This window comes from Streptomyces sp. NPDC054842 (assembly GCF_053611025.1).
The window spans coordinates 82837-104699 of record NZ_JBSGZN010000021.1 but is presented as its reverse complement, the minus strand read 5'-3'; the positions used below and the strand labels follow the sequence as shown (position 1 = coordinate 104699).

General features: G+C 72.6%; 19 protein-coding genes. 11 read left to right on the top strand and 8 right to left on the bottom strand.

The features are described from left to right. Positions 1-3: 3 nt before the first annotated feature. Positions 4-1449: a xylulokinase gene (gene xylB, locus ACWGIS_RS18550; protein WP_453363505.1), complete on the bottom strand. Its 1446-nt coding sequence runs from the start codon at positions 1447-1449 to the stop codon at positions 4-6. Between the two features lie 169 nt (positions 1450-1618). On the opposite strand from xylB, the gene xylA reads away from it, so the two are divergent. Together xylA and ACWGIS_RS18540 are read left to right on the top strand one after the other, a co-directional pair. Further along, positions 1619-2785 carry a xylose isomerase gene (gene xylA, locus ACWGIS_RS18545; protein ID WP_453363504.1) on the top strand — a complete coding sequence of 389 codons (1167 nt, stop codon included), beginning with the start codon at positions 1619-1621 and terminating at the stop codon, positions 2783-2785. Between the two features lie 156 nt (positions 2786-2941). Next, positions 2942-3832, top strand: a complete 891-nt coding sequence (locus ACWGIS_RS18540) for a hypothetical protein (protein ID WP_453363503.1) — start codon at positions 2942-2944, stop codon at positions 3830-3832. Positions 3833-3959: 127 nt separating this feature from the next. Here the strand turns inward: ACWGIS_RS18540 and ACWGIS_RS18535 are convergent, their stop codons facing one another. The 3 genes from ACWGIS_RS18535 to ACWGIS_RS18525 all read right to left on the bottom strand — a co-directional run bounded on the left by ACWGIS_RS18535 (position 3960) and on the right by ACWGIS_RS18525 (position 9700). Beyond that, positions 3960-5303 (bottom strand): esterase-like activity of phytase family protein, encoded by a 1344-nt coding sequence (locus ACWGIS_RS18535; RefSeq protein ID WP_453363502.1) that lies wholly within the window; start codon positions 5301-5303, stop codon positions 3960-3962. A gap of 345 nt (positions 5304-5648) precedes the next feature. Further along, positions 5649-6911, bottom strand: coding sequence for an SWIM zinc finger family protein (locus ACWGIS_RS18530; RefSeq protein WP_453363501.1), 1263 nt, complete (start codon positions 6909-6911; stop codon positions 5649-5651). Then, entirely contained in the window at positions 6908-9700 is a 2793-nt protein-coding gene (locus ACWGIS_RS18525) for an SNF2-related protein (protein WP_453363500.1), read from the bottom strand. The genes ACWGIS_RS18530 and ACWGIS_RS18525 overlap by 4 nt, the downstream gene beginning before the upstream one ends. Before the next feature lie 308 nt (positions 9701-10008). On the opposite strand from ACWGIS_RS18525, the gene ACWGIS_RS18520 reads away from it, so the two are divergent. Continuing rightward, positions 10009-11064, top strand: a complete 1056-nt coding sequence (locus tag ACWGIS_RS18520) for an acyl-CoA desaturase (RefSeq protein WP_453363499.1) — start codon at positions 10009-10011, stop codon at positions 11062-11064. A 130-nt stretch (positions 11065-11194) separates the two neighbouring features. Continuing rightward, entirely contained in the window at positions 11195-11392 is a 198-nt protein-coding gene (locus tag ACWGIS_RS18515; protein WP_355782941.1) for a hypothetical protein, read from the top strand. Positions 11393-11396: 4 nt separating this feature from the next. Here the strand turns inward: ACWGIS_RS18515 and ACWGIS_RS18510 are convergent, their stop codons facing one another. The 3 genes from ACWGIS_RS18510 to ACWGIS_RS18500 all read right to left on the bottom strand — a co-directional run bounded on the left by ACWGIS_RS18510 (position 11397) and on the right by ACWGIS_RS18500 (position 14458). After that, positions 11397-12785: a tannase/feruloyl esterase family alpha/beta hydrolase gene (locus tag ACWGIS_RS18510; RefSeq protein ID WP_453363498.1), complete on the bottom strand. Its 1389-nt coding sequence runs from the start codon at positions 12783-12785 to the stop codon at positions 11397-11399. A 376-nt stretch (positions 12786-13161) separates the two neighbouring features. After that, positions 13162-14010, bottom strand: coding sequence for a hypothetical protein (locus tag ACWGIS_RS18505; RefSeq protein ID WP_453363497.1), 849 nt, complete (start codon positions 14008-14010; stop codon positions 13162-13164). Between the two features lie 133 nt (positions 14011-14143). Continuing rightward, positions 14144-14458 carry a hypothetical protein gene (locus tag ACWGIS_RS18500; RefSeq protein ID WP_453363496.1) on the bottom strand — a complete coding sequence of 105 codons (315 nt, stop codon included), beginning with the start codon at positions 14456-14458 and terminating at the stop codon, positions 14144-14146. Positions 14459-14598: 140 nt separating this feature from the next. Between ACWGIS_RS18500 and ACWGIS_RS18495 the strand changes: the two genes are divergently transcribed. Next, positions 14599-15486, top strand: coding sequence for an oxygenase MpaB family protein (locus tag ACWGIS_RS18495; protein WP_453363495.1), 888 nt, complete (start codon positions 14599-14601; stop codon positions 15484-15486). Positions 15487-15490: 4 nt separating this feature from the next. Here the strand turns inward: ACWGIS_RS18495 and ACWGIS_RS18490 are convergent, their stop codons facing one another. Continuing rightward, positions 15491-16090 (bottom strand): class I SAM-dependent methyltransferase, encoded by a 600-nt coding sequence (locus tag ACWGIS_RS18490; protein WP_453363494.1) that lies wholly within the window; start codon positions 16088-16090, stop codon positions 15491-15493. Between the two features lie 152 nt (positions 16091-16242). On the opposite strand from ACWGIS_RS18490, the gene ACWGIS_RS18485 reads away from it, so the two are divergent. From ACWGIS_RS18485 to ACWGIS_RS18460, 6 genes are all read left to right on the top strand, one after another. After that, positions 16243-17016, top strand: a complete 774-nt coding sequence (locus ACWGIS_RS18485) for an MHYT domain-containing protein (RefSeq protein ID WP_453363493.1) — start codon at positions 16243-16245, stop codon at positions 17014-17016. 65 nt (positions 17017-17081) lie between these two features. Beyond that, entirely contained in the window at positions 17082-19610 is a 2529-nt protein-coding gene (locus ACWGIS_RS18480) for a sensor histidine kinase (protein WP_453363492.1), read from the top strand. After that, the gene (locus ACWGIS_RS18475) at positions 19607-20044 is read left to right on the top strand and encodes a roadblock/LC7 domain-containing protein (RefSeq protein WP_453363491.1); all 438 of its coding nucleotides are present in this window, start codon (positions 19607-19609) and stop codon (positions 20042-20044) included. Before ACWGIS_RS18480 ends, ACWGIS_RS18475 begins: the two co-directional genes overlap by 4 nt. An 18-nt stretch (positions 20045-20062) precedes the next feature. Further along, positions 20063-20467 carry a DUF742 domain-containing protein gene (locus ACWGIS_RS18470; protein ID WP_453363490.1) on the top strand — a complete coding sequence of 135 codons (405 nt, stop codon included), beginning with the start codon at positions 20063-20065 and terminating at the stop codon, positions 20465-20467. A gap of 195 nt (positions 20468-20662) precedes the next feature. Beyond that, on the top strand, positions 20663-21268 hold the full coding sequence (locus ACWGIS_RS18465) for a GTP-binding protein (RefSeq protein ID WP_355779749.1): 606 nt from the start codon (positions 20663-20665) through the stop codon (positions 21266-21268). A 109-nt stretch (positions 21269-21377) separates the two neighbouring features. Then, positions 21378-21791 (top strand): roadblock/LC7 domain-containing protein, encoded by a 414-nt coding sequence (locus ACWGIS_RS18460; RefSeq protein WP_453363489.1) that lies wholly within the window; start codon positions 21378-21380, stop codon positions 21789-21791. The last annotated feature ends 72 nt before the right edge of the window (positions 21792-21863 follow it).

Below are 21863 nucleotides of genomic sequence, written 5' to 3'. Positions count from 1 at the left end.
TCGTCAGCGCTTGTCCGGTTCCCGCTCCAGCAGCGGGGCCGCGTCGGAGAGTACCCTGGCGATCCTGGCGAGCGTCGCCTCGTCCCGTTCCACGGCGTCGAGCACGGGACCGCGGGCGGTGTCCCAGCGCCGGGCCACCGCCGCCGGGTCCTCGCCGGTCAGCAGGCCGGCGGCCTGCGCGGCGGCACCCAGCGCGACCAGTTCCTTGGCCTCGGGCACCTGGACCGGCCGTCCTGACAGACGGCGCACGGTCTCCTGCCAGGCCCTGCCCCGCGCGCCTCCGCCGATCAGCAGCAGGGGCGCCGAGCGGTCGGCTTCGGCGTCGAGCACCAGGTCCAGGGCGCCGAGGAGGGAGTGGACAGCGCCGTCGTACGCGGCCTGCAGCAGCTGTCCGCCCGTGGTGTCGTGCCGCAGTCCGTGCAGCAGCCCCGAGGCGTGCGGCAGGTCGGGTGTCCGCTCACCGTCCAGGTAGGGCAGCAGCGTCACGCCCGCGCCGGGCTCGACGGCTTCCCTGTCCAGGCCGAGCAGGGCGGCGACGCGGTCGACGGCGAGCGTGCAGTTCAGGGTGCAGGCCAGCGGCAGCCAGTCCCCGCGCGCGTCGGCGAAACCGGCCACGGTGCCGGTCGGGTCGGCGGAACGGTGGGTGGAGACGGCGTAGACCGTGCCGGACGTGCCGAGGCTGAGCACGGCCGTACCGGGGCGCAGGCCGAGTCCGAGCGCGGCGGCCGCGTTGTCGCCGGTGCCGGCCGCGACGAGGGTGCCCTTGGAGAACGGCAGGTCGGCGGTGTCGCGGACGGTGCCCGCGACCTCGCCGGGGCGCACGACGCGGGGGAGCAGGGCGGGGTCGAGGCCGATGTGCGCGAGGACCTCCTCGTCGTACGACTCCGTCGCGGACGCCCACCAGCCCGTGCCGGAGGCGTCGCCGCGGTCCGTCGTGCCCTCTCCGGTGAGGCGCTCGGTGAGGTAGTCGTGGGGCAGGCGCACGGCCGCGGTGGCGCGCAGGGCCTCCGGCTCGTGCTCGGCGAGCCACGCCCATTTCGTCACCGTGAAGGAGGGCCCGGGCACGCTGCCGCACCGTTCGGCCCACGCCTTGGGTCCGCCCAGCTCCTCGATCAGCCGGCGGGCCTGCGGTGCCGAGCGCACGTCGTTCCACAGCAGCGCCGGGCGCACCGGGTCGCCCGCGGCGTCCAGGGTGACCAGCCCGTGCTGCTGCCCGCCGATCGACACCGCCGCCGCCTCGTGGGCCGCGTCCCCGCACTGGTGGAGGGCCTCCCTCAGCGCGTCCCACCACTGGCGCGGGTCGCTCTCACGGCCCGCTCCGGAGGAGACGGTGTGCGGCGCCTGTCCGCTTGCCACCACCTGTCCGGTGGATGCGTCGACGACCAGGGCTTTGGTGGACTGGGTGGATGTGTCCACCCCCACGACCAGCGGACCCTCGGCTGCTGACATCGGGCTCTCCCTCTTCCGCGGCTCCGCGGGATCTGTCCTGGTGACGGCGTTTCCCGGACCACTGTGACCGGGTTTCGTGATTCGTCTCTTCCCAGAGATGCCTCCGCATACTAATTTGTTAAGTGCCATGACGAAATAGTCGTAGCGAAACAGAGCAAGGAGCCGCGGCATGAACTACCAGCCCACCCCCGAGGACAGGTTCACCTTCGGCCTGTGGACCGTCGGCTGGCAGGGGAGGGACCCGTTCGGCGACGCCACGCGGCGTGCCCTCGACCCGGTCGAGTCGGTGCAGCGCCTGGCCGAGCTCGGCGCCTACGGAGTCACCTTCCACGACGACGACCTGATCCCCTTCGGGTCCTCGGACACCGAGCGCGAGTCCCACATCAAGCGCTTCCGCCAGGCACTCGACGCGACCGGCCTGACCGTGCCGATGGCCACCACGAACCTGTTCACGCACCCCGTGTTCAAGGACGGCGCCTTCACGGCCAACGACCGGGACGTACGCCGATACGCCCTGCGCAAGACGATCCGCAACGTCGACCTCGCGGTCGAACTGGGCGCCAAGACCTACGTCGCCTGGGGCGGCAGGGAAGGCGCCGAGTCGGGCGCCGCAAAGGACGTGCGTGTCGCCCTGGACCGCATGAAGGAGGCCTTCGATCTCCTGGGCGAGTACGTGACCTCCCAGGGGTACGACCTGCGCTTCGCGATCGAGCCCAAGCCGAACGAGCCGCGCGGCGACATCCTGCTCCCCACGGTCGGTCACGCCCTGGCCTTCATCGAGCGCCTGGAACGCCCCGAGCTGTACGGCGTCAACCCCGAGGTGGGCCACGAGCAGATGGCGGGCCTGAACTTCCCGCACGGCATCGCCCAGGCCCTGTGGGCGGGCAAGCTCTTCCACATCGACCTGAACGGCCAGTCGGGCATCAAGTACGACCAGGACCTGCGCTTCGGCGCGGGCGACCTGCGGTCCGCCTTCTGGCTCGTGGACCTCCTGGAGACCGCCGGGTACGAAGGGCCGAGGCACTTCGACTTCAAGCCGCCGCGGACCGAGGACCTCGACGGCGTGTGGGCGTCCGCTGCGGGCTGCATGCGCAACTACCTCGTCCTGCGCGACCGGGCGGCCGCGTTCCGGGCCGACCCCGAGGTCCAGGAGGCGCTGCGGGCCTCGCGGCTGGACGAACTGGCGCAGCCCACCGCGGCGGACGGTCTGACGGCTCTCCTCGACGACCGGTCGGCCTTCGAGGACTTCGACGTCGAGGAGGCCGCCGCGCGCGGCATGGCGTTCGAGCGGCTCGACCAGCTGGCCATGGACCACCTGCTGGGGGCCCGGGGCTGATCGAACCCCCGGGGACGCGCCGATCGTCGTCTTCGGCCGGTTCTGCTCGCCACCCGCGCCGGGACTGCTCCGGAACCATGCCTTCCGTGGCATGAGTCCGTATCAACTCCCGCGCGGGGGTCGCGTGCCGACCGGCTCGGGGCGACGCTTGGCGGTATGGCCACGCCACCCTTACCGCCCCAGCCGCCAGGAGGCACGCCGCCTCCGGACAACGGTGGATTCGGTCCGCCGCCCGGGGGCTACGGTTCCCCTCCGGACGGATACGGGACGCTGCCCGGAGGAGGCGGATACGCCGGCGGCGGCTACGGCCCGCCTCCCGGCGGGGGCAACTGGTCGTCCGGGCAGGGCGGCGGCGAGGGCATGCCGCCCCCGGGGCCGCCCGGCGGGCCGGGACCGCGCCGCAACACCCTCTTCCTGGTGGTCGCGGTCGTGGTGGCACTGGGCGTTCTCGTCGCCGTGCTCCTGGTGGTCGGCCAGGGGGATGACTCGTCCGAAGACAAGTCGCCCACCGACAGCGGCACAAGGACGAGCCGTTCGCCCGCCCCGTCGCTGAGCATCCCCTCGAAGCTGCCCACGGAGCTCCCTTCGAGACTGCCGTCGGGTCTGCCGAGCGGCTTCCCCACGGACCTTCCCAGCGGCCTCCCCAGCACCCTTCCGAGCGACCTCGAATCGCTCTTCGCGGCCCCGGCGGGCGACGAGATCCCGTACTACATGCTCAAGAAGGGCGACTGCTTCGACATCGACAGCAGCCGGCCGGGCCAGGCGGCCAGGCAGTCGTGCCGCGAGCCTCACGACGCCGAGGTGGTGCGCGTCGCCGAACTCGAAGGCGCCTACGCCTCGGACACCGCGCGCAGTGAGGCCGCTTCGGCGCTGTGCGAGAAGGCGCTGCGACGCGAGAGCGCCGAACAGCCCGCCGGAAGCGTGCGCGGGACCCTGGTGCAGTATCCGGACACGTCCACGTACGACGTCGGTATCGACAACGTCACGTGCAGCCTGGTCGCCGACGCGGGCGGCGGCGACCGGAAACTCACGAGGCCGTTGGCGTGAGCGCACGCGCGCGTGGGTGGAGAGCACCACCCACGCGTGCGTGCACGCGGTCTCCTCCGAGGTGCACGCATACGTGGATCCTTGCGGTGTGCCGCCGTTCGGCGTCCCGGCGGGCGGGAGGCAGGAATCAGATCCGGCGCGGCAGCCGCACGTACGTGACCGTCGTCTCGATCCCGCTGTCCACGAGACGGCCCTCCGCGTCGAACGCCGCCGACCCGTCCGTCATCCCGAAGTCGTTGTCGTTGATGAGCGCCAGCGTGTCGTTCCGCACCCGCGCGACGCCCTCGATCTTGCCGGGGACCCCGGCCACCTTGCCGAGGTCGACGACCAGACGCTTGCGCAGCACCGGGACCCCCGCCGCGGCCGGGTCGGCGAGCTGCTCAAGGGACGGCGAGGTCGTGTCGTCGTCCCACGCCCGCCCCAGGATGTCGGCGTCCCGGGTGAGTTCCACGGACTGGAGCCGCGCCGCCTTGTCCGTGCGCTCCTCGACCAGCAGCCGGTTGCCCCCGACGGCCACCACCGAGGAGATCTTCAGCTCCGAGGTGTCGTCCTCGCCCGGGTCGACGACATCCACGGGGTCGAAGCGGTAGGCGTACTCGGCGGTGACAGCGCGCTTCTTCGGCGAGAAGCGCACCAGGCGGGTCGTGAGGGAGGTGTCACCCGCGTCGCCGTCCGGCAGGGAGAGCGGGCTCTGGAGCGCCATCACGAGGTCGCCGTTGGGGAGTTGGGCGAGGCCTTCGAAACCGCGGTTGATCTTCCGGTGCAGGAAAATGGCCGGCAGCGCCTCGACCACCGGGTAGTCCGCTCCGGTCAGGTTCAGCCCTTCGGGCACATACCGGGTGAGCACCTGGCCGCGTGCCGACACGTGGAGCAGCGACGGCCCGTACTCGTCGACGAGCCAGAACGTGCCGTCCGCCGCCCGCACGATCCCCTCGGTGTCCACACCGTTCGGGTTGTACGCGAGCGGCGTCCGCGCGTCGTAGGAGTACGGGGCCTCGTCGCGCCCCGCCTGGTCCGGCAGCCCCGTGACGGGCTTACCGGAGGCCGTGGTCAGCGGCAGGGCGTCGAGCACCCGTACGGTGTCCCCGGCCACGCGGATCTTGACGATCGCGGGGTCGAAGCCGGGCACGGGGAACGTACGGCGCTTCTTGCCGTCGACCTTGATCTGGCCGTTGGGGCCCCGGTCGGTGACGGTCCAGAACTCGTTGTCGCGGCCCGCCGGGTAGATGTCGCTGCCGATCCCTCCGAGGTCCGTGCCCCGGTCGTCGGACACCGTGCCGGGCAGCAGCCCGTTGCTGAACGTGCCGAGCGGTATGTCGCCGAGCGTCGCGGTCCGGGCCACCTGGGGCTGCTCGGCGTCGCCGTGCGCGCTCGCGGTGCCCGAACCCGCCAGGGCGGCCAGAACGGCGAGCGGTACTCCCGCGGCGACGGAACGGTGGACGCGGCGCCGGCCGGTGGCGTGCGGGGACATCGGGCCTCCTGGGGCACTGTTTTTGGTAACAGCGGCCAGATTCCGCTGTCCCGCCCAACGGGGCGCGTCCGAAGGGTGAACGGCGCGACACGAGTGGCTGACCGCGAGGCGGAGACCGCGTGGAGGCCGCTGGTGGGGCGGGTGTGCCGGAGTGCCGGGCGTGTCCGCCGCCCGCGTCGGCGGGCGGCAGGCGGGCAGGCACACGCGCGTACGCGGATCCGTGGCCACGTCTCTCCCGCGTCGCCGAGCACGGCTTCCATGGTTCCCGCCGGTCACTCGTCAGACACGGTCCCCATGGCCCCGCCTGCTACCCGTCGCCGAGCACGGCCCAATGGCTCACACCTGTCACTCGTCGCCAAGCACGGCGCCCAGGGCGGTGGCCGGGTCCGTGGACGCCGTGCCCGCGGGCACCCAGCGTCCCTCATCCTTGCGATACGGCCACCACCGGCCGTCCCGGTCCAGCCGCAGCTGCGCGGGCCTGCCGCTCACCGTCCAGTGGTTGCCCGAGCGGTGCAGAACGGGCCGTTCGCCTCCCTCCCAGGCGGACTCCAGGACGGCACGCGCGCGTGACAATGACTCGGCGTCCAGGGCCCACTCGTCCTCCAGCGCGGACAGCGCGGCCGTGCCGCCGTAGGTCCAGGCTCGGACGGCGAGGGCCAGTCCGTCCCGGTGCCGCCCCGATCCGGCCGCGAGCCGGGCGGCGATCCGCTCGTCCGGGGCGCCTGCCGCCAGCCGCACCGCGTCCTGTGCGAGCGTGAGTTCACCTTCCGGCGGGCGTCGGGCGTGCTCGGGGCCGAGCGCGTCCACCAGGAGCTCCCGTGCCTCTCCGGCCGCCTGCGCGGCGAGGAAGGCGAGCGCGGAGGGCTCCACGCCGGGTGCGGGTGGGGTGTCGGTGTCCAGGGACGGTGGCCGACCCGGATGTTCGGGCGGTTCGGGCAGGGCGGGGAGGGGCGGCAGGATGTCCCCGGTCGCGTACGCCTCCGCGGCGTCCACGCCCTCCTGGGCAGGCGTTCGCCGGGAAGGCCGGTCCCTGGCGGGTCCGGTGGCGCGTGTCCGGAGGTCGTCCAACAGGGCGCTCTCGCCACGCCCTCGCATGAGCAGCAGTACGAAGGGGTCCTCGTCCAGGAGCCTCGCCATCTGGTAGCAGAGGGCGGCCGTGTGCCCGCAGTGGTCCCAGGAGCCGCAGTCGCACCGCGGTTCCAGCTCGCCCACGCCCGGCAGGAGTTCCACGCCGGCCAGGGCACCGTCCTCCACCAGGTGCGGCGGCATCTCCCGGTCGAGCAGGGCGGCGACGTGTCCCGCGCGTTCGACGGCGATGTCCAAGAAGCGCCCCCACTGCTCCCCGGAGAGCTCCGGCAGCAGGACGTCGGCGCGGTGCGAGGTGCGGTCGCGGTCCTGGACGACCGCCGTGATGCGGCCCGGGCGCACGGACACGGCCCCGACCGCACCCCCGCGCGCGAGGCGGCGCCCGGCCTTCAGCTGGACCGAGTCGAGCGCCGTGTCCTCCAGGGCCTTCAGCCAGGCCCGCCCCCACCATGTCCGGGCGAAGGCCCGCCCCTGGGCCGGCGGCAACGCCTCGAACGTACGCTCTATGTCGTGGTGGGTCATCGGGTGCCCCCTCGCAGCTCCACCAGGTCGGCCAGTTGCGCGTCCGTCAGTTCGGTCAGCGCCGACTCGCCGGAGCCGAGCACCGCGTCGGCCAACTCCCTTTTGCGGACCAGCATCTCGGCGATCCGGTCCTCGATGGTCCCCTCGGCGATCAGACGGTGCACCTGTACGGGCCGCGTCTGACCGATGCGGTACGCGCGGTCGGTGGCCTGGGCCTCGACGGCGGGGTTCCACCAGCGGTCGTAGTGCACGACGTGTTCCGCTCTGGTCAGATTGAGACCCGTGCCCGCGGCCTTCAACGACAGCAGGAAGACAGGGTTCTCGCCCGTCTGGAAACGCCGCACCATCCGCTCCCGTTCCTGCACGGGCGTACCCCCGTGCAGGAACTGCGACGGCACACCGCGCGCCGACAGGTGCCGCTCGATGAGACGCGCCATCTGCACGTACTGCGTGAAGACCAGAACGCTCGCCCCCTCGGAGAGGATGGTGTCGAGCAGTTCGTCCAGCAGCTCCAGCTTTCCCGACCGGCCCGCGATCGTCGGCCGCTCCTCCTTGAGGAACTGCGCGGGGTGGTTGCAGATCTGCTTGAGCCCCGTCAGCAGCTTCACGATCAAGCCGCGCCGCGCCATGCTGTCGGCGCCCGCGATCTCCGCCAGCGTCTCGCGCACCACGGCCTCGTAGAGCCCCGTCTGCTCCTTGGTGAGCGACACGGCGCGGTCGGTCTCGGTCTTGGGCGGGAGCTCCGGCGCGATGCCCGGGTCGGACTTCCGGCGCCGCAGCAGGAACGGCCGGACGAGTCGCCCCAGCCGCTCTCCGGCCGCGGGGTCCCGGCCGCCCTCCACCGCCTGCGCGTACCGGGTGCGGAAGGCGCCGAGCCCGCCCAGGAGTCCCGGGGTCGTCCAGTCGAGGATGGCCCACAGTTCCGACAGGTTGTTCTCCACCGGGGTCCCGGTGAGCGCCACGCGTGCGCGTGCGCCGATCGTGCGCAGCGCGCGTGCCGTGGCCGAGTAGGGGTTCTTCACGTGCTGCGCCTCGTCCGCCACGACGATGCCCCACGGAACCGAGGCGAGTCGCGGCGCGTCGAGCCGCATCGTGCCGTACGTGGTCAGCACGAACTCCCCGTCGGCCAGGTCATCGAGGCCGCGGCGGGAACCGTGGAAGCGCCGCACCGGGACACCGGGGGCGAATCTCTCGATCTCGCGCTGCCAGTTGCCCATGAGGGACGTCGGGCACACGACGAGTGTGGGTCCGGCCGAGGACTCGTCACCCTGCCGGTGGAGGTGCAGCGCGATCAGCGTGATCGTCTTCCCCAGCCCCATGTCGTCGGCCAGGCAGCCGCCGAGGCCCAGCGAGGTCATCCGCGCCAGCCAGGTGAGACCCCTGACCTGATAGTCCCGCAGCGTCGCGGCCAGGGCGGCGGGCTGCCCGACCGGGTCCTGCGCCTCCGGGTCCGCGAGCCGCTCCCGCAGCGTCGCCAGCCAGCCGGTGGGCCGCACCTCGACCCGGCGGCCGTCGACCTCCGTGGAACCGGTCAGGGCGGCGCTCAGCGCGTCGACGGGCGTGAGCTTGCGGTCCTGCTGCGACCGGGCGCGGCGGACCTCCTCCGGGTCCACCAGGACCCACTGGTCGCGCAGGCGCACCACGGGCCGGCTCGCCTCCGCCAACCGGTCGAGCTCCTGGCGGGTGAGCTGCTGTTCCCCCAGCGCGAACCGCCAGTTGAAGCTGAGCAGCGCGTCCGCGGACAGGAAGGACGGCGTGTCCGCCCGGACCCGGCCCGCGTCTTCCTCGTCGTCGGACGGGCCGATGACCGCCCGGGCCGTGAGTTTGCGCGCCAGCTCCTTCGGCCAGTGCACGTCGACACCGGCGGCGCCCAGTGCGCGGGCACCCTCCCCCAGCAGCTCGGTGACCTCTTCGTCGGCCAGCTCGATGGCGTCCGGCTCCGCTGCCGAGAGCAGGGGTGCCAGCGGGGCCCATGCCCGGGCCGCGCGGCGCAGTGCCGGCAGGGTGTCCGTCCGCGCGCGCGGGCCGAACGCCTCGGACCCGGCCCAGACCGCCGCGGCGTCCGCGACGAGAGCCGGGTCATCGGCACTGTGCACCTGGAGCACGGCACGGAAGGGCAGACGGTCGGCGTCCGAGGCGGCCGACACCAGTCCGGGCACCTCGATCCGCAACGAGACCCGCACGCCCGCGTCGTGCCCGGCGGCCACGTCCGCGGCCCAGGCACGCTGCTCCGGTACGTGTTGCGGTTCCCGGGCGGCGAATGCCGGGCCGCCCGCCGCGAGGCGCGCCGCGGGGGAGCGGGGCAAGGTGTCGGCGACGGCGTCGAGGAAGGCGCGCAGCAGCCGCTCCGGCTCCGGCAGCCGCAGTGGCTCACGCTCGTCCACCGGCACGGCGTGTGCCTCCGGCGGCATGGCGGCGGCCAGATCGCGCATCCGCGCCAGGTCCTCCGCGCGGAGCGGTCCCGCCCGCCACGCGTCGTGGTCGTCCGGTGTCAGGCCGGGCAGCAGCAGTCCGCGTGCCGCGAGTTGCAGGGCGAACACGGCCGCGGCGCCCCAGAAGGCCGTCGCCCGGTGTGTCCCCGAGGCGGTACGCGCGCGCGTGAGCACCGGCAGGGCCGAGCGCACCGGCAGCAGGACGGCGGGCACGGTCACCGGCTCGATCCCCTCGGCGCCGGGCAGGGCGACCGTGAGTTCCTCAGCCGACCGGGACTCGGTGACCGGCGGCCCGTCGCCGTCGGGCGACCAGAAGGCGATCCGCCCGGTACGTGCCGGATCCGCGGGCACGAACACGGCGCAGCAACGGGCCAGTTCGGCGATCTCGGCGGGCGAGGTGACAGGTGGCGTCTGCTCGGCGATGGCGCGTTCCTCAAATTTGACTAGTCGGGGTCGAATCGCCGAGGTTACCGCACTCGCGTCCGGGAACGGAAAGGTCCGGCCGTGTCCTGGGGCACGCGCCTCCCTCGGAAGGTGTGGACAACCCCCCTGGCGGCTCCGGGCTGGCCCCCCGTGTGCCCGGGTGGTGGCGCCATGGTCTCCAAGGGGTGCGCATACGTACGTTTCACAAGGTCAGCGCATGTCTTGAGAGACCGGAGACCCACATGCCGCAGAGCGCCACGGCCGTCGAACCGCACCCCCGGGAGGCCGTTCCCGGACAGCCCGCGGGAAGCGACTTCGCGCCCCTCCTGAGGATCGTCCGGGGCCGGAACCTCCTGGAGCGCCGGCACGGCTGGTACGCCCGCACGATCGCCGTCAACGCCCTGTCACTGGCGGCCGTCGTCACCGCCATCGCCCTGGCCGGCGGCTCCTGGTGGGTACTGCTCCTGGCTCCGGTCCTCGCCGTGCTCTGCGCCCGCTCGGCCTTCATAGGCCACGACGCGGGACACGCGCAGATCACCGGCGACAAGTCGGTCAGCCGCCTGATCGGCCTCGTCCACGGCAATCTCCTCCTGGGCATGAGCTACGCATGGTGGATCGACAAGCACTCACGCCATCACGCCAACCCCAACCACGTGGACAAGGACCCGGACGTCGTCGCGGACGTCCTGGTGTTCACCAGCGCGCAGGCGGCCGAGCGCGCCGGCTTCCGGCGCTGGCTCACCCGCAACCAGGCCTGGCTGTTCTTCCCGCTCACCCTGCTCGAAGGCGTCGCCCTGAAGGTCCACGGGTTCCGGGACCTGCGTCGGCAGCCGCCGCGCGAGCGCGCGGTCGAGGCGCTGCTGCTCGTCGCCCACGTCGCCGCCTACGCGGCGCTGCTGCTCACCACGATGTCCCTCGGCAAGGCCCTCGCCTTCGCCGCCCTCCACCAGGCCCTCTTCGGCCTCCACCTCGGTCTCGCCTTCGCGCCCAACCACAAGGGCATGGAGATGCCCGACCCGGACGGCGAACGCTGGGGCCACCTGCGCCGCCAGGTGCTCACCTCGCGGAACATCCGCGGTGGAGCGCTGACCGACTGGTTCCTCGGCGGTCTCAACTACCAGATCGAGCACCACCTCTTCCCGAGCATGCCCCGGCCGCATCTCCGACTGGCCCAGCCCCTGGTGCGCGCCCACTGCGTGGAGTTGGGTGTCCCGTACGCGGAGACGGGGCTCGTCGACTCCTACCGGCAGGCGCTGTGCCACATGTACGAGGTCGGGGAACCCCTGAGGGCCGAGTAGTGAGGCTCACTCAGGGGAGCGTCGGGGTCGCGACTCAGGGGTCTCTCGGGGTCGCGTTCCGGAACCGCGCGGAGCGCCGGACCGTTTTCACGACAGAGAGCGGCCGGTGGCCGCGAAGGAGGCGACACACATGTCGAAGAACGCGAAGGTCGTCGCAGGCGGCGTGGGGATCGGGATCGTCCTGCTGATCCTGCTCCCGGCGGTGGGTGTGCCCTGGTGGATCGCTTTCCTGATCGTGCTGGGCATCCCCACCGCCGCCTACCTGACGCTCGACCCCTCACAGCGGCGCAGACTGCGCCGTGCCGGCCGCAAGGAGCTCGGCCGCTGAGGCGCTACCGAGGCGACGCGGTGTTGTCCAGGGAGCAGGAGTCGACCACGTCGCCGCTCGCGGGCCTCACGACGGTGTGGGCCGCGGGGGGCCGCGTTCCATGCTCGACCCAGGCGGTCAGTGCGCGGAACGCGGAGCGGTAGCAGGGCAGGATCGGCCGCAGGCGGTCGGGATACGTGTCGTACAGCCCGTCGACATGCGTCCCGTCCTCCACGGAGTAGTAGCGGTGCCGCTGCCCCCGGCCGCTGTCGTCGACCATGCGCGCGTAGACGTCCGAGTCCGCGGTCTTCGGCAGCAGCGCGTCCAGGTCGCCGTGGAGCGTGATCAGCGGCCGGCCGATCCGTCCGGTCAGCGCGACGCGCGCGACAGCGCGGTGCACGGACGCCGGGCGGGACGCGTAGTCGTACGTGGCGTCGCTCGGGCAGGGCGCCAGGATCTGTGCCGCGGTGGACCCGGCGGACGCTCCCGGGCAGTCGGCGTCGTAGGCCGGGTCGAACTCGGCGCGGTAGATCTTCTGGGTGACGCCCCAGTAGGCCTTCTCGTGGTACGGCCACAGGAAGGCGGAGCGGGGCGCGAAGCCCACCGCCGCCATGTCGCGGTCGTCCGCAGCGCCGAGCGTTCTGGCCACCGCGGTCGGCAGCGAGGTGAGGAGACTGGGCCCGTCGGCGGTCCACAGCGCCCCCTCCCAGTCCACCCCTCCGTCGTACAGCTCGGGATGGTTCTCCAGCTGCCACCGGGTGAGGTAGCCGCCGTTGGAGATCCCGGTCATGTACGTGCGGCGGGGTGCGTGGCCGTAGCGCTGGGCCACCGCCTTCCCGGCGGCACGCGTGAGCTGGGTGGTCCGCCGGTTCCACTCGGCCACGGCGTCTCCCGGCCGCTTTCCGTCGCGGTAGAAGTCGGGCCCGCTGTTGCCCTTGTCGGTGGCCGCGTACGCGTATCCCTGGGCCAGCACCTGATCGGAGATGGCCGTGTCCGTGGCGTACTGCTTGCGGGTGCCCGGGGCGCCCGTGACGACGAGTCCGCCGTTCCAGTGGTCGGGCAGCCGGATCACGAACTGCGCGTCGTGGCGCCAGCCGTGTGTGGCGTTGAAGCCCGAGCTGTCCGGGAAATACCCGTCGATCTGCGTCCCGGGCACGCCCGAGGGGTTGTGGGTGCCCTTGGCGGTGAGTCCCGCCTGGTCGGCCATGTCCGTGTACGGGGTTCCGGCGAGACCGGCGGTGGTCAGGTCCTCCAGACACGCACTCTGCTGGAAGGCGGCACCGGGCACCTGTACGGCATCCTGCCGCAGGCAGTGGTCGGCGCCCGCTGCCGCGGCTCCCGCCGGGAGGGGTCCGGTGAGGGTCACCGCCAGGGCGGTGGCGGCGAGCAGGGGAACACGGCGGGACGGACGCATGACCGGCCTCCAGGGGGACGGGAGCTTGGGGCTGCCCCATGCTGCGATCCCGTCCGGTCGCCCACCATGGGTGCGGACCACATGGGACGCGTCGTGGGTGTGGGGATTCACGACGCAGGGTCGGCGAAGCTTCGGGGTGTGGCGGGGAGCCACCCCGACCCGGCGCGCGCCCCTCGCCCTGCGGCTGGGCAAGGCAGGATGCGCCGCTGGCCGGCACAGGGGGCCGGCATCCGCCGGCCTGCGCTGGTCGGGCGGGGTTGGTCGAGCCGGACTTCCGGCACGCCGGTCGTGCACGTCGGCCTCCGGGCACGTCGCACGTCGGTCGCGCTGGAGTGGGGCCATATGTGGTCCCGCCATACCGCGGTCCCGCGTGCCGTCAGGCCGGTCGTACCGCCATCTTGTCGAGAGCCGCCAGGAGCCCGGGCAACTGTGAGCCGCGGCCGATCGGCAGGACCTCTCCGGGTTCCTCGTCCAGCAGCACGAAGGCGATGTCGTCGGTCCGCGCGACCATGGACCAGCCGGGACCGTCGGCCCGCAGCGTCCGCGCGTCGCCCGGAGCGAAGGAGGACCGGACGCGGCCGAGCGGCGGCGGCTTCTCCACATAGGCGTGCGCCTCGGCCAGCACCCGACGGATGCCGTCGCGCGGCCCCTTCGCAGGCTCGCCGCCCGCCTCCTCCGAGGCGTCGGAGTCCCCTTCGGACCCGCCTTCGGGGTCCGCGAACTGGTCCTCGGGTATCTGCTCCCGCCACACCGCCCACTGCAGGGCGATCTCGTCGGCACCGAGGCGCCGCTGGGCGGGGCCCCAGACGCTCGTGTCCGGCGGTGCCAGCGGAGGGCGTTCGGCGACCTCCGCCTCGGGGTCGTGCGGGGCCGGCACACCGGGAGCCGCCACGGCGACCGCGAGCGGCCAGCCGGGCAGAGCGGCCACCACCGTGCGCTCGTCGGGCGACAATTCGTACTCGATGCCGCAGTCCCACGACGCGATGGCCACCGCGACCAGTGAGACGTCGTCGATCACGACCGTCCACCGCGCGCCGTCGGAGTCCTGACCCAGCACCAGGCCGTACCCGTCGGCGAGCGGTGCCAGCTCCAGCGCCGCGCACGCCTCCGGATAGTCGTCGCCCAGCACGCTGGGGAACTGCGCGGGCGTCAGCAGCACCGCGGTCAGCACGTAGAGCGCGTCGTCGTCCTCGGCGGCGACGGCGTTCTCGTCCGTCCCGGCCATCCCAGCCTCCCCATCGCTTCATCCGTCGGCGCACCTTAATGCGGTGGTGAGCCGGTTGTCACGAGGGGGAGGCGCACCCGGAGCTGCAGTTTCCCGGCCGGAAAGGGACGAATCGGCCGCACGGTTCCCGGGATCAGGCGGCCGGCAACCCCAGGAGCGACCGTGCCACCGTCCGCGGCGACTCGTCCCGCTCGCGCGCGAGCGCGATGACGGCGCGACAGGCGAGCTCGCTCACCCCGAACGACAGCGCCTCCGGTGACACCCAGGCCGCGGCCTCGTCGATCCGGTCCTGGTCGTCGTCGGCACGGGCCGACACATAGGCCGCGGCCGCCTCGAAGAGATTGTGCGTGCGCTTCACGGGCCGCTGGCTCCCGGTGGTCCGGCCCCCGTCGTGCTCCGAGGGTTCCTGGCGCCAGAGCCTGCGGATCCTGCCGAACAGGTCGGACATCGGCCCACCTTCCCCACGTGCGACGCACCACGGCTTCGAGGACGGCGCCCCGACCCCCTGCGTTCGGCCTGTAGCTGATCGTCCATCTGCTGCTACCCACCGTAGAGTTGGCGGCTCGGTGGCAGAAGGGGGAGGCCCGGATGAAACGCTACGAGCGGCTCGAACGGATCCGACGCATGGATCCGTACGAGGAATCGCTGGAGATCTACCGTTTGAGCGCGGTGTACGAGTTCCCCTGGGACTTCACGCGGGCGCTGGAACTGGCCCTCTACCGCACCTACGCCGTTCCCGGCATCGGGCGTCTGCTCGCCGAGACGGCGGAGCTCACGGACCGCGCGCAGAAGCGCTACGACGACACCGCGCTGCTTCTGGACACCGTCGTCGAGCACGGTTTCGACGCCGTCGAGGGCCGTACCGCGATCCGGCGGATCAATCAGATGCACCGCAGCTACGACATCGGCAACGAGGACATGCGCTACGTCCTGTGCACGTTCGTGGTGATGCCCAAGCGGTGGATCGACGCCTACGGGTGGCGCAGGATGTCGCGCCACGAGGTCGTCGCCTCGACCGAGCACTACCGCACCCTGGGGCGGCACATGGGCATCCAGGACGTCCCGCAGACGTACGAGGAGTTCGAGTCCTGCCTCGACGCGTACGAGGAGGCCCACTTCGGGTGGGACGAGAGCGCGCGGCGCGTCTCCGACGCGACCCTCGACCTCATGACGTCCTGGTATCCGCGCCCGCTGGCGCCTCTGCTGCGCACCTCCACGCTCGCGCTGCTCGACGACTCGCTGCTGCGCGCCTTCCGGTACGAGCCGCCGGGCGCGGCCACACGCGCGTGGGTCCGCCGCGCGGTACGCGCGCGTGGCCGCCTGGTGCGCCTGATGCCGCCGCGCCGCGCCCCGCACTTCGCACGGCAGAACTGGGAGATCAAGAGCTACCCGGACGGCTACCGCGTGGCGGAACTCGGCACCCGGCCGGTCCCCGGTCTCCGGGGCTGCCCCGTCCGCCACTCGGGGACGGCCTGACGGGCTAGTCCGGACGCACGGCCAGCGCCAGGAACCGGGCGTCCTCGTCGACGTACGACGTCATGCGCCAGCCCGAACCGGCCAGCAGGGAGCGCAGGTTGCCTGCGGCGCGCAGGTCGTCGGGGGTGATCCGCCGTCCCTGGCGCGCGGCGAGGGCCGCCCGACCGATGGGGTGGAAGAGCGCCAGTACTCCGCCGGGCCGCACGACCCGTGCCAGTTCTCGCAGGTTCTCGACGGGATCCGGGAGATGCGAGACCAGGCCGGCGCCGAACACGGCGTCCAGGGAGCCCGTGCGCACGGGCAGAGCGGTGACGTCGGCCAGCAGCAGGCGTCCGTCCCGGTCCCGCCCGGCCCGTACGGCGGCCGTCAGCATCGCGGGCGTCAGATCGGCCCCGATGACGACTCCGGATGCTCCCACGGCGGCCCGGAGCGGGGGCAGGGCACGCCCGGTGCCGCAGCCCGCGTCGAGCACGCGGTCGCCCTCGCGCAGCCCGAGCTCGGCCACCGCCGCCGCGTAGGCGGGTCCGTCGTCGGGGAAACGGGTGTCCCAGTCCGCCGCCCGCGCCGTGAAGAACTCCTGGACGTGTGTGTGGTCGTCGCTCATGCTCCGCATGATCCCTCACCGACACGAAGGACGACGCGGCGCACACGTTCGAGCGCCATGCGGTCGTTCCGCTGTCTCGCGGCGTCATATTGCATCAGCTTTCGAAACGCGCCCCCTTCATGCGCCCCTGGCGGGACTAGCGTCCCTGAGCCATGGGACACCTGGACCACGCCACCTTCGGCTGGCTGACCCCCGTGCTGTCGTACGTGATGGCCTGTATCGGCGCAGCCCTCGGGCTGCGCTGCACCGTCCGCGCGCTGGGCGCGACCGGACGCTCCCGGCGGAACTGGCTGCTCACCGCCGCGTCCGCGATCGGCACCGGGATCTGGACGATGCACTTCGTGGCGATGCTCGGCTTCGGCGTCGGCGGGACCGAGATCCGCTACGACGTGCCCATGACGATCCTCAGCCTCGTCGTCGCCATGGTCGTCGTCGGCGCCGGTGTCTTCGCGGTCGGCTACGGCCGTGACCGGGGCCGCGCGCTCGTGCTGGGCGGACTCACCACCGGAGTGGGGGTGGCGAGCATGCACTACCTGGGCATGGCGGCGCTGCGGCTGCACGGCGCGGTGACCTACCGCCCCGTGCTCGTCGGGCTCTCCGTGGTCATCGCCGTGGTGGCGGCGACAGCGGCGCTGTGGGCGGCGCTCAACATCAAGTCGCCCGTGGCGGTCGCGGCGGCGTCCCTCGTCATGGGAGGGGCGGTGAGCAGCATGCACTACACCGGAATGATCGCGGTCAGTGTGCGCGTCGACCCCTCCGGCGAGGTACTGGCCGGGGCCACGGTGATGCAGTTCATCTTCCCCCTGGCCGTCGGCCTCGGGTCCTACCTCTTCCTGACGTCGGCGTTCGTCGCCCTGTCGCCCACGGCCGACGAGCGGGAGGCATCCGCGTCGGCCCAGCGGCCCGTCGAGCCCGTCGCCTCCTAGGAGACGGTCACGAACCCGGAGCGGCCCGTGACCGCACCTTCGAACCACTTCCGAGCGAGGAGGCCATGCGTACTCCCGGCAGGACCCCCAGAGGCGGCGCCGAACCACCGCTACAACCGCCGGCACGCGGGCGCCGCGCACACGCCGGCCGGCCGGCCGACGAGCACTCCGACCCCGACGACGTCGCCGGTGAAGGGCCGGCGGCGGCACCCGCCCGCGCGGAGCGCTGGCACGTGCGCCCCCGCACCGTCCGAGCGAAGATCGTGTGCCTGCTCATGGTGCCCGTCATCTCCCTGCTGGCCCTGTGGGCCTACGCCACCGTGACGACCGCTCAGGACGTGGCCCGGCTGCGGCAGTTGCAGCGGGTGGACTCGACGGTACGAGCCCCGGTCGACGCCGCCGTCGCCGCGCTCCAGACCGAACGCGCCGCCGCCGTCCGCTACGCGACCGACCCGTCGGCCGAACAGCCCAGCACCCTGAAGAAGCTGGCCGGCCGGACCGACCGGGCCGTGGCGGAGCTGCGACTGGGCGATCGCAACACCGTCGCCGACGGGGCCGAGCTGCCCACCGGAGTGGCCGAGCGGCTGGAGACCTTCGTCGCGGGAGCCGAGGAACTGCGCTCCCTGCGCGGCGCGCTGGTGGAGCGCCGTACCGGCTGGGACGAGGTATACGGCCAGTACACGAAGACCATCTCGACGGCGTTCGCCGTGGGCGGCGCGCTCACCGGGGTGCAGGACGCGGGACTGGGGTCCGACGCGCGCGTGCTGCTCGAATTCAGCCGGGCGGGAGAGGCGCTGGCACAGGAGGACGCGGTGCTGTCCAGCGCACGGCTGGCGGGGGCGCTCGACGGAGAGCGACTGCGGCTGTTCACCGGTGCCGTGGACACCCGCCGCGCGCTCACGGACTCCGCCGTCGCCGACCTGAGCGGCTCCGAGCGGGCCTCCTGGCGGACCCTCGCGCAGGGCAGCGCCTACGCCGACCTGCGCGCCGCCGAGGACAAGGTGCTGGTCGCCCGGACCGGCGCGCGAGGCATCGACGCCGCACCGGTGACCGCCTGGAACGCGGCACACGCACGCGTGCAGGGCGGAATGCGGTCCATCGAGTCCGACGCGGGACGTGGGGTCGCGGACCGCGCGGACCCGTTCAGGCGCGGCCTGCTCACCCCGGCGGGCGCGGCGGTACTGCTCGGTCTCGCCGCCGTCGCCGCCTCGCTCGTCATCTCCGTACGCATCGGGCGCGGTCTCGTCGTCGAACTCGTCAGTCTGCGCAACGACGCGCTGGAGATCGCCCGACGCAAACTCCCGCACGCCATGCGCCGACTACGGGCGGGCGAGGAGATCGACGTCCGCGCGGAGGCGCCCCCCGGGCCGCCGGCCGAGGACGAGACCGGACAGGTCGCCGAGGCACTCGGCATCGTGCACCGGGCCGCCCTGCGCGCCGCGGTGGAACGCGCCGAACTCGCCAGCGGCATCAGCGGAGTCTTCGTCAATCTCGCCCGCCGCAGCCAGGTCCTCGTCCACCGTCAGCTGAACCTGCTCGACAGCATGGAGCGCCGGTCGGACGACCCCGACGAGCTGAGCGACCTCTTCCGCCTCGATCACCTCACCACCCGGATGCGGCGGCACGCGGAGAGCCTGATCATCCTCTCCGGAGCCGCGCCGGGCCGGGCCTGGCGGCAGCCCGTCTCGCTGACCGACGTGGTGCGCGCCGCCGTCTCGGAAGTGGAGGACTACGCGCGCGTGGAGGTACGCCAACTGGCGGAAACGGCGATCGCCGGCGCCGCGGTCGCCGACCTCACCCACCTCCTGGCCGAGATCGTGGAGAACGCGGCGCAGTTCTCACCGCCCCACACACGCGTGCGGATCACCGGCGAACCGGTGGGCAACGGCTACGCGGTGGAGGTGGAGGACCGAGGCCTCGGGATGGGCAAGGAGGCACTCGCCGAGGCCAACCGCCGTATCGAGCAGTCCGAGGCACTCGATCTCTTCGACAGCGACCGGCTCGGCCTCTTCGTGGTCAGCAGGCTCGCGGCACGGCACGGCGTCAAGGTGCATCTGCGCACCTCGCCGTACGGCGGTACGACGGCGGTCGTCCTGTTGCCCACGGACCTGATCCAGAGCGGGGCGCCGGAACGTTCCCTCGGCGTCGACCGCGACGAGTCCGCCGACCACGAGTACGCGCGCGTGCCGACCGCACGGCAGGAAGACTCCGTTCACTCGGTGACCGGACTGCCCACTCCCGCGCCCGTGCGCGCCGTCGCCGAACACCGCCCCGCCGGTTCGTCCGAGAACCCGCCCCACGGAGTCACCACCTTGCGCCTGCACCGGCCCCCGGACGAGCCCGACGCGTCCGACGACCTCCCGCGGCGGGTGCGGCAGGCGAACCTCGCACCGCAACTGCGTGAACAGCGCCCCGAGGAGCCGGCGCGGACGCCGGAGGGGGCGGGCGACCACGAACGCACCCCCGAGCAGGTACGGGACCGGATGGCCGCGTACCGCGACGGCTGGGCACGCGGTGGCGGCAGGTCACCCGGCCTCGGCAGCCACTCCGCTGCCGCAGCGGACAGCGACAGCAGCGAAGGAGACCCCACATGATCGAGGACACAACCATGAGAGCCGGCCGACGCAGCGGCGAACTGGACTGGCTGCTTGACGACCTGGTGACGCGCGTCTTGGAGGTACGGCACGCGGTGGTGCTGTCGAACGACGGACTGGCCGTGGGCTCGTCCACCGGCCTCCGGCGCGAGGACGCGGAACACCTGGCCGCCGTCGCCTCCGGTTTCCACAGCCTGGCCAAGGGCGCGGGCCGTCACTTCGGGGCGGGCGGCGTACGCCAGACGATGGTCGAGATGGACGAGGGTTTCCTCTTCGTGGCCGCCGCCGGTGACGGCTCCTGCCTCGCCCTGCTGACCGCCGTCACCGCCGACATCGGGCTGGTCGCCTACGAGATGGCGCGGTTGGTCAAGCGAGTCGGCGAGCACCTGTACACGGCCCCCCGGGTCGCCGCACGGCCGCCCGTCGGCGGATGACCGGGGCGGCACGCGCAGATGACCCAGGACACCCCAGGCACCCGACCGGGCAGCCATTGGTACGACACCGAGGCCGGACCTCTGGTCCGCCCCTACGCGATGACGGGCGGCCGCACCACGTCCGGCCCCAGTGGAGTGCGCCTGGACCTCATCGCACTCGTCACGCTCGCCCCGGCAGCACCCCGGGCCGACGACGCCGCCCTCGGTCCTGAACACCGCATCCTCATCGAACTGTGCCGACCGGAGACGCAGTCGGTCGCCGAGCTGTCCGCCGGAGCCGACCTCCCGGTGGGGGTGGTCCGGGTCCTGCTGGGAGACCTCCTGGAGTCGGGCCGCGTCACCGTCAGCCTCCCCGTGCCGCCCGCACAGCTGCCCGACGAGCGCATCCTCCGGGAGGTCATCGAGGGACTGAAGGCGCTGTAGCGCCCGGAACCGAACCAAGGTGACCGGTCGAGGCGGGTCCCGTGCGCACAAACCGGCATGCGACACACCCGATTCGATCGGATACATCCCATAGCGAAGCAACCACCTCGCAGAGGAGCTGCGGTTGTCATGATGCTGAGTCCGCACAGATGTACTGACGTCGACCGTTGCCGGCACTCCCGAGAGAAGTGATCGATGGTCTCCGAGCACTCCGACGCCACCGCGGGCGAGACGGCCGCCCTGGCGTTGAAGATCCTGGTCGCCGGCGGGTTCGGCGTGGGCAAGACGACCCTGGTCGGCGCGGTCAGCGAGATCAGGCCGCTGCGCACCGAGGAACTGCTGAGCGAGGCGGGCCAGTCGGTGGACGACACCGACGGCGTCGACCACAAGGTGACGACCACCGTCGCCATGGACTTCGGGCGCATCACCATCAGGTCGGGGCTCTCGCTCTACCTCTTCGGCACCCCGGGACAGGACCGCTTCTGGTTCCTGTGGGACGAGTTGTCGCAGGGAGCCCTCGGCGCCGTCGTCCTGGCGGACACCCGTCGGCTGGAGGACTGCTTCCCGGCCGTGGACTACTTCGAGCACCGGCACATCCCGTTCGTGGTGGCCGTCAACTGCTTCGCGGGGGCTCGTGCGCACGGCGCCGAGGACGTGTGCCGCGCACTGGACCTCGACAGCGGCACACCGGTGGTGCTGTGCGACGCACGCGACCGCGACTCGGGCAAGGAGGTGCTGATCCGTCTCGTCGAGCACGCGGGGCGGGTGCACACGGCACGGCTTCTCGACTCGGTCGGCTGACCCGCGGCGGCTCGCCCGTCCGTCCGGCTTGCCCGGGTGGCGGCTGTGGGGAAGGCTGGCTTGTCGAATCCTCCGGCCGGGAGGAGCGACGACAGGGGGAGAGCGGCACATGGCGCAGAACACCGGACTCGGTTGGCTGCTGGACGATCTGACCGAACGCGTCGAGCACGTGCGGCACGCACTGGTCCTGTCGAACGACGGGCTGGTGACGGGCGCGAGCACGGGGCTGCGGCGGGAGGACGCCGAACACCTCGCCGCCGTCGCGTCCGGCCTGCACAGTCTCGCCAGGGGATCGGGGCGCCACTTCGGCGCGGGCCAGGTGCGTCAGACGATGATCGAGTTCGACGACGCCGTGCTCTTCGTCACCGCGGCCGGCGACGGCAGCTGTCTGTGCGTGTTCAGCGCCGCCGAAGCCGACATCGGCCAGGTCGCCTACGAGATGACGCTGCTTGTGAACCGAGTCGGCGAGCACCTCCGCGTCGCCGCCCGCCAGCCGGAGCACCGCTCGAACCTGGACCTCTGACCTGCGAAAACCTCGGGTGCGGGCGAGGTTATCCACAGGCTCCCCGCGTCATCCGGCGATCCGGCTACGGTT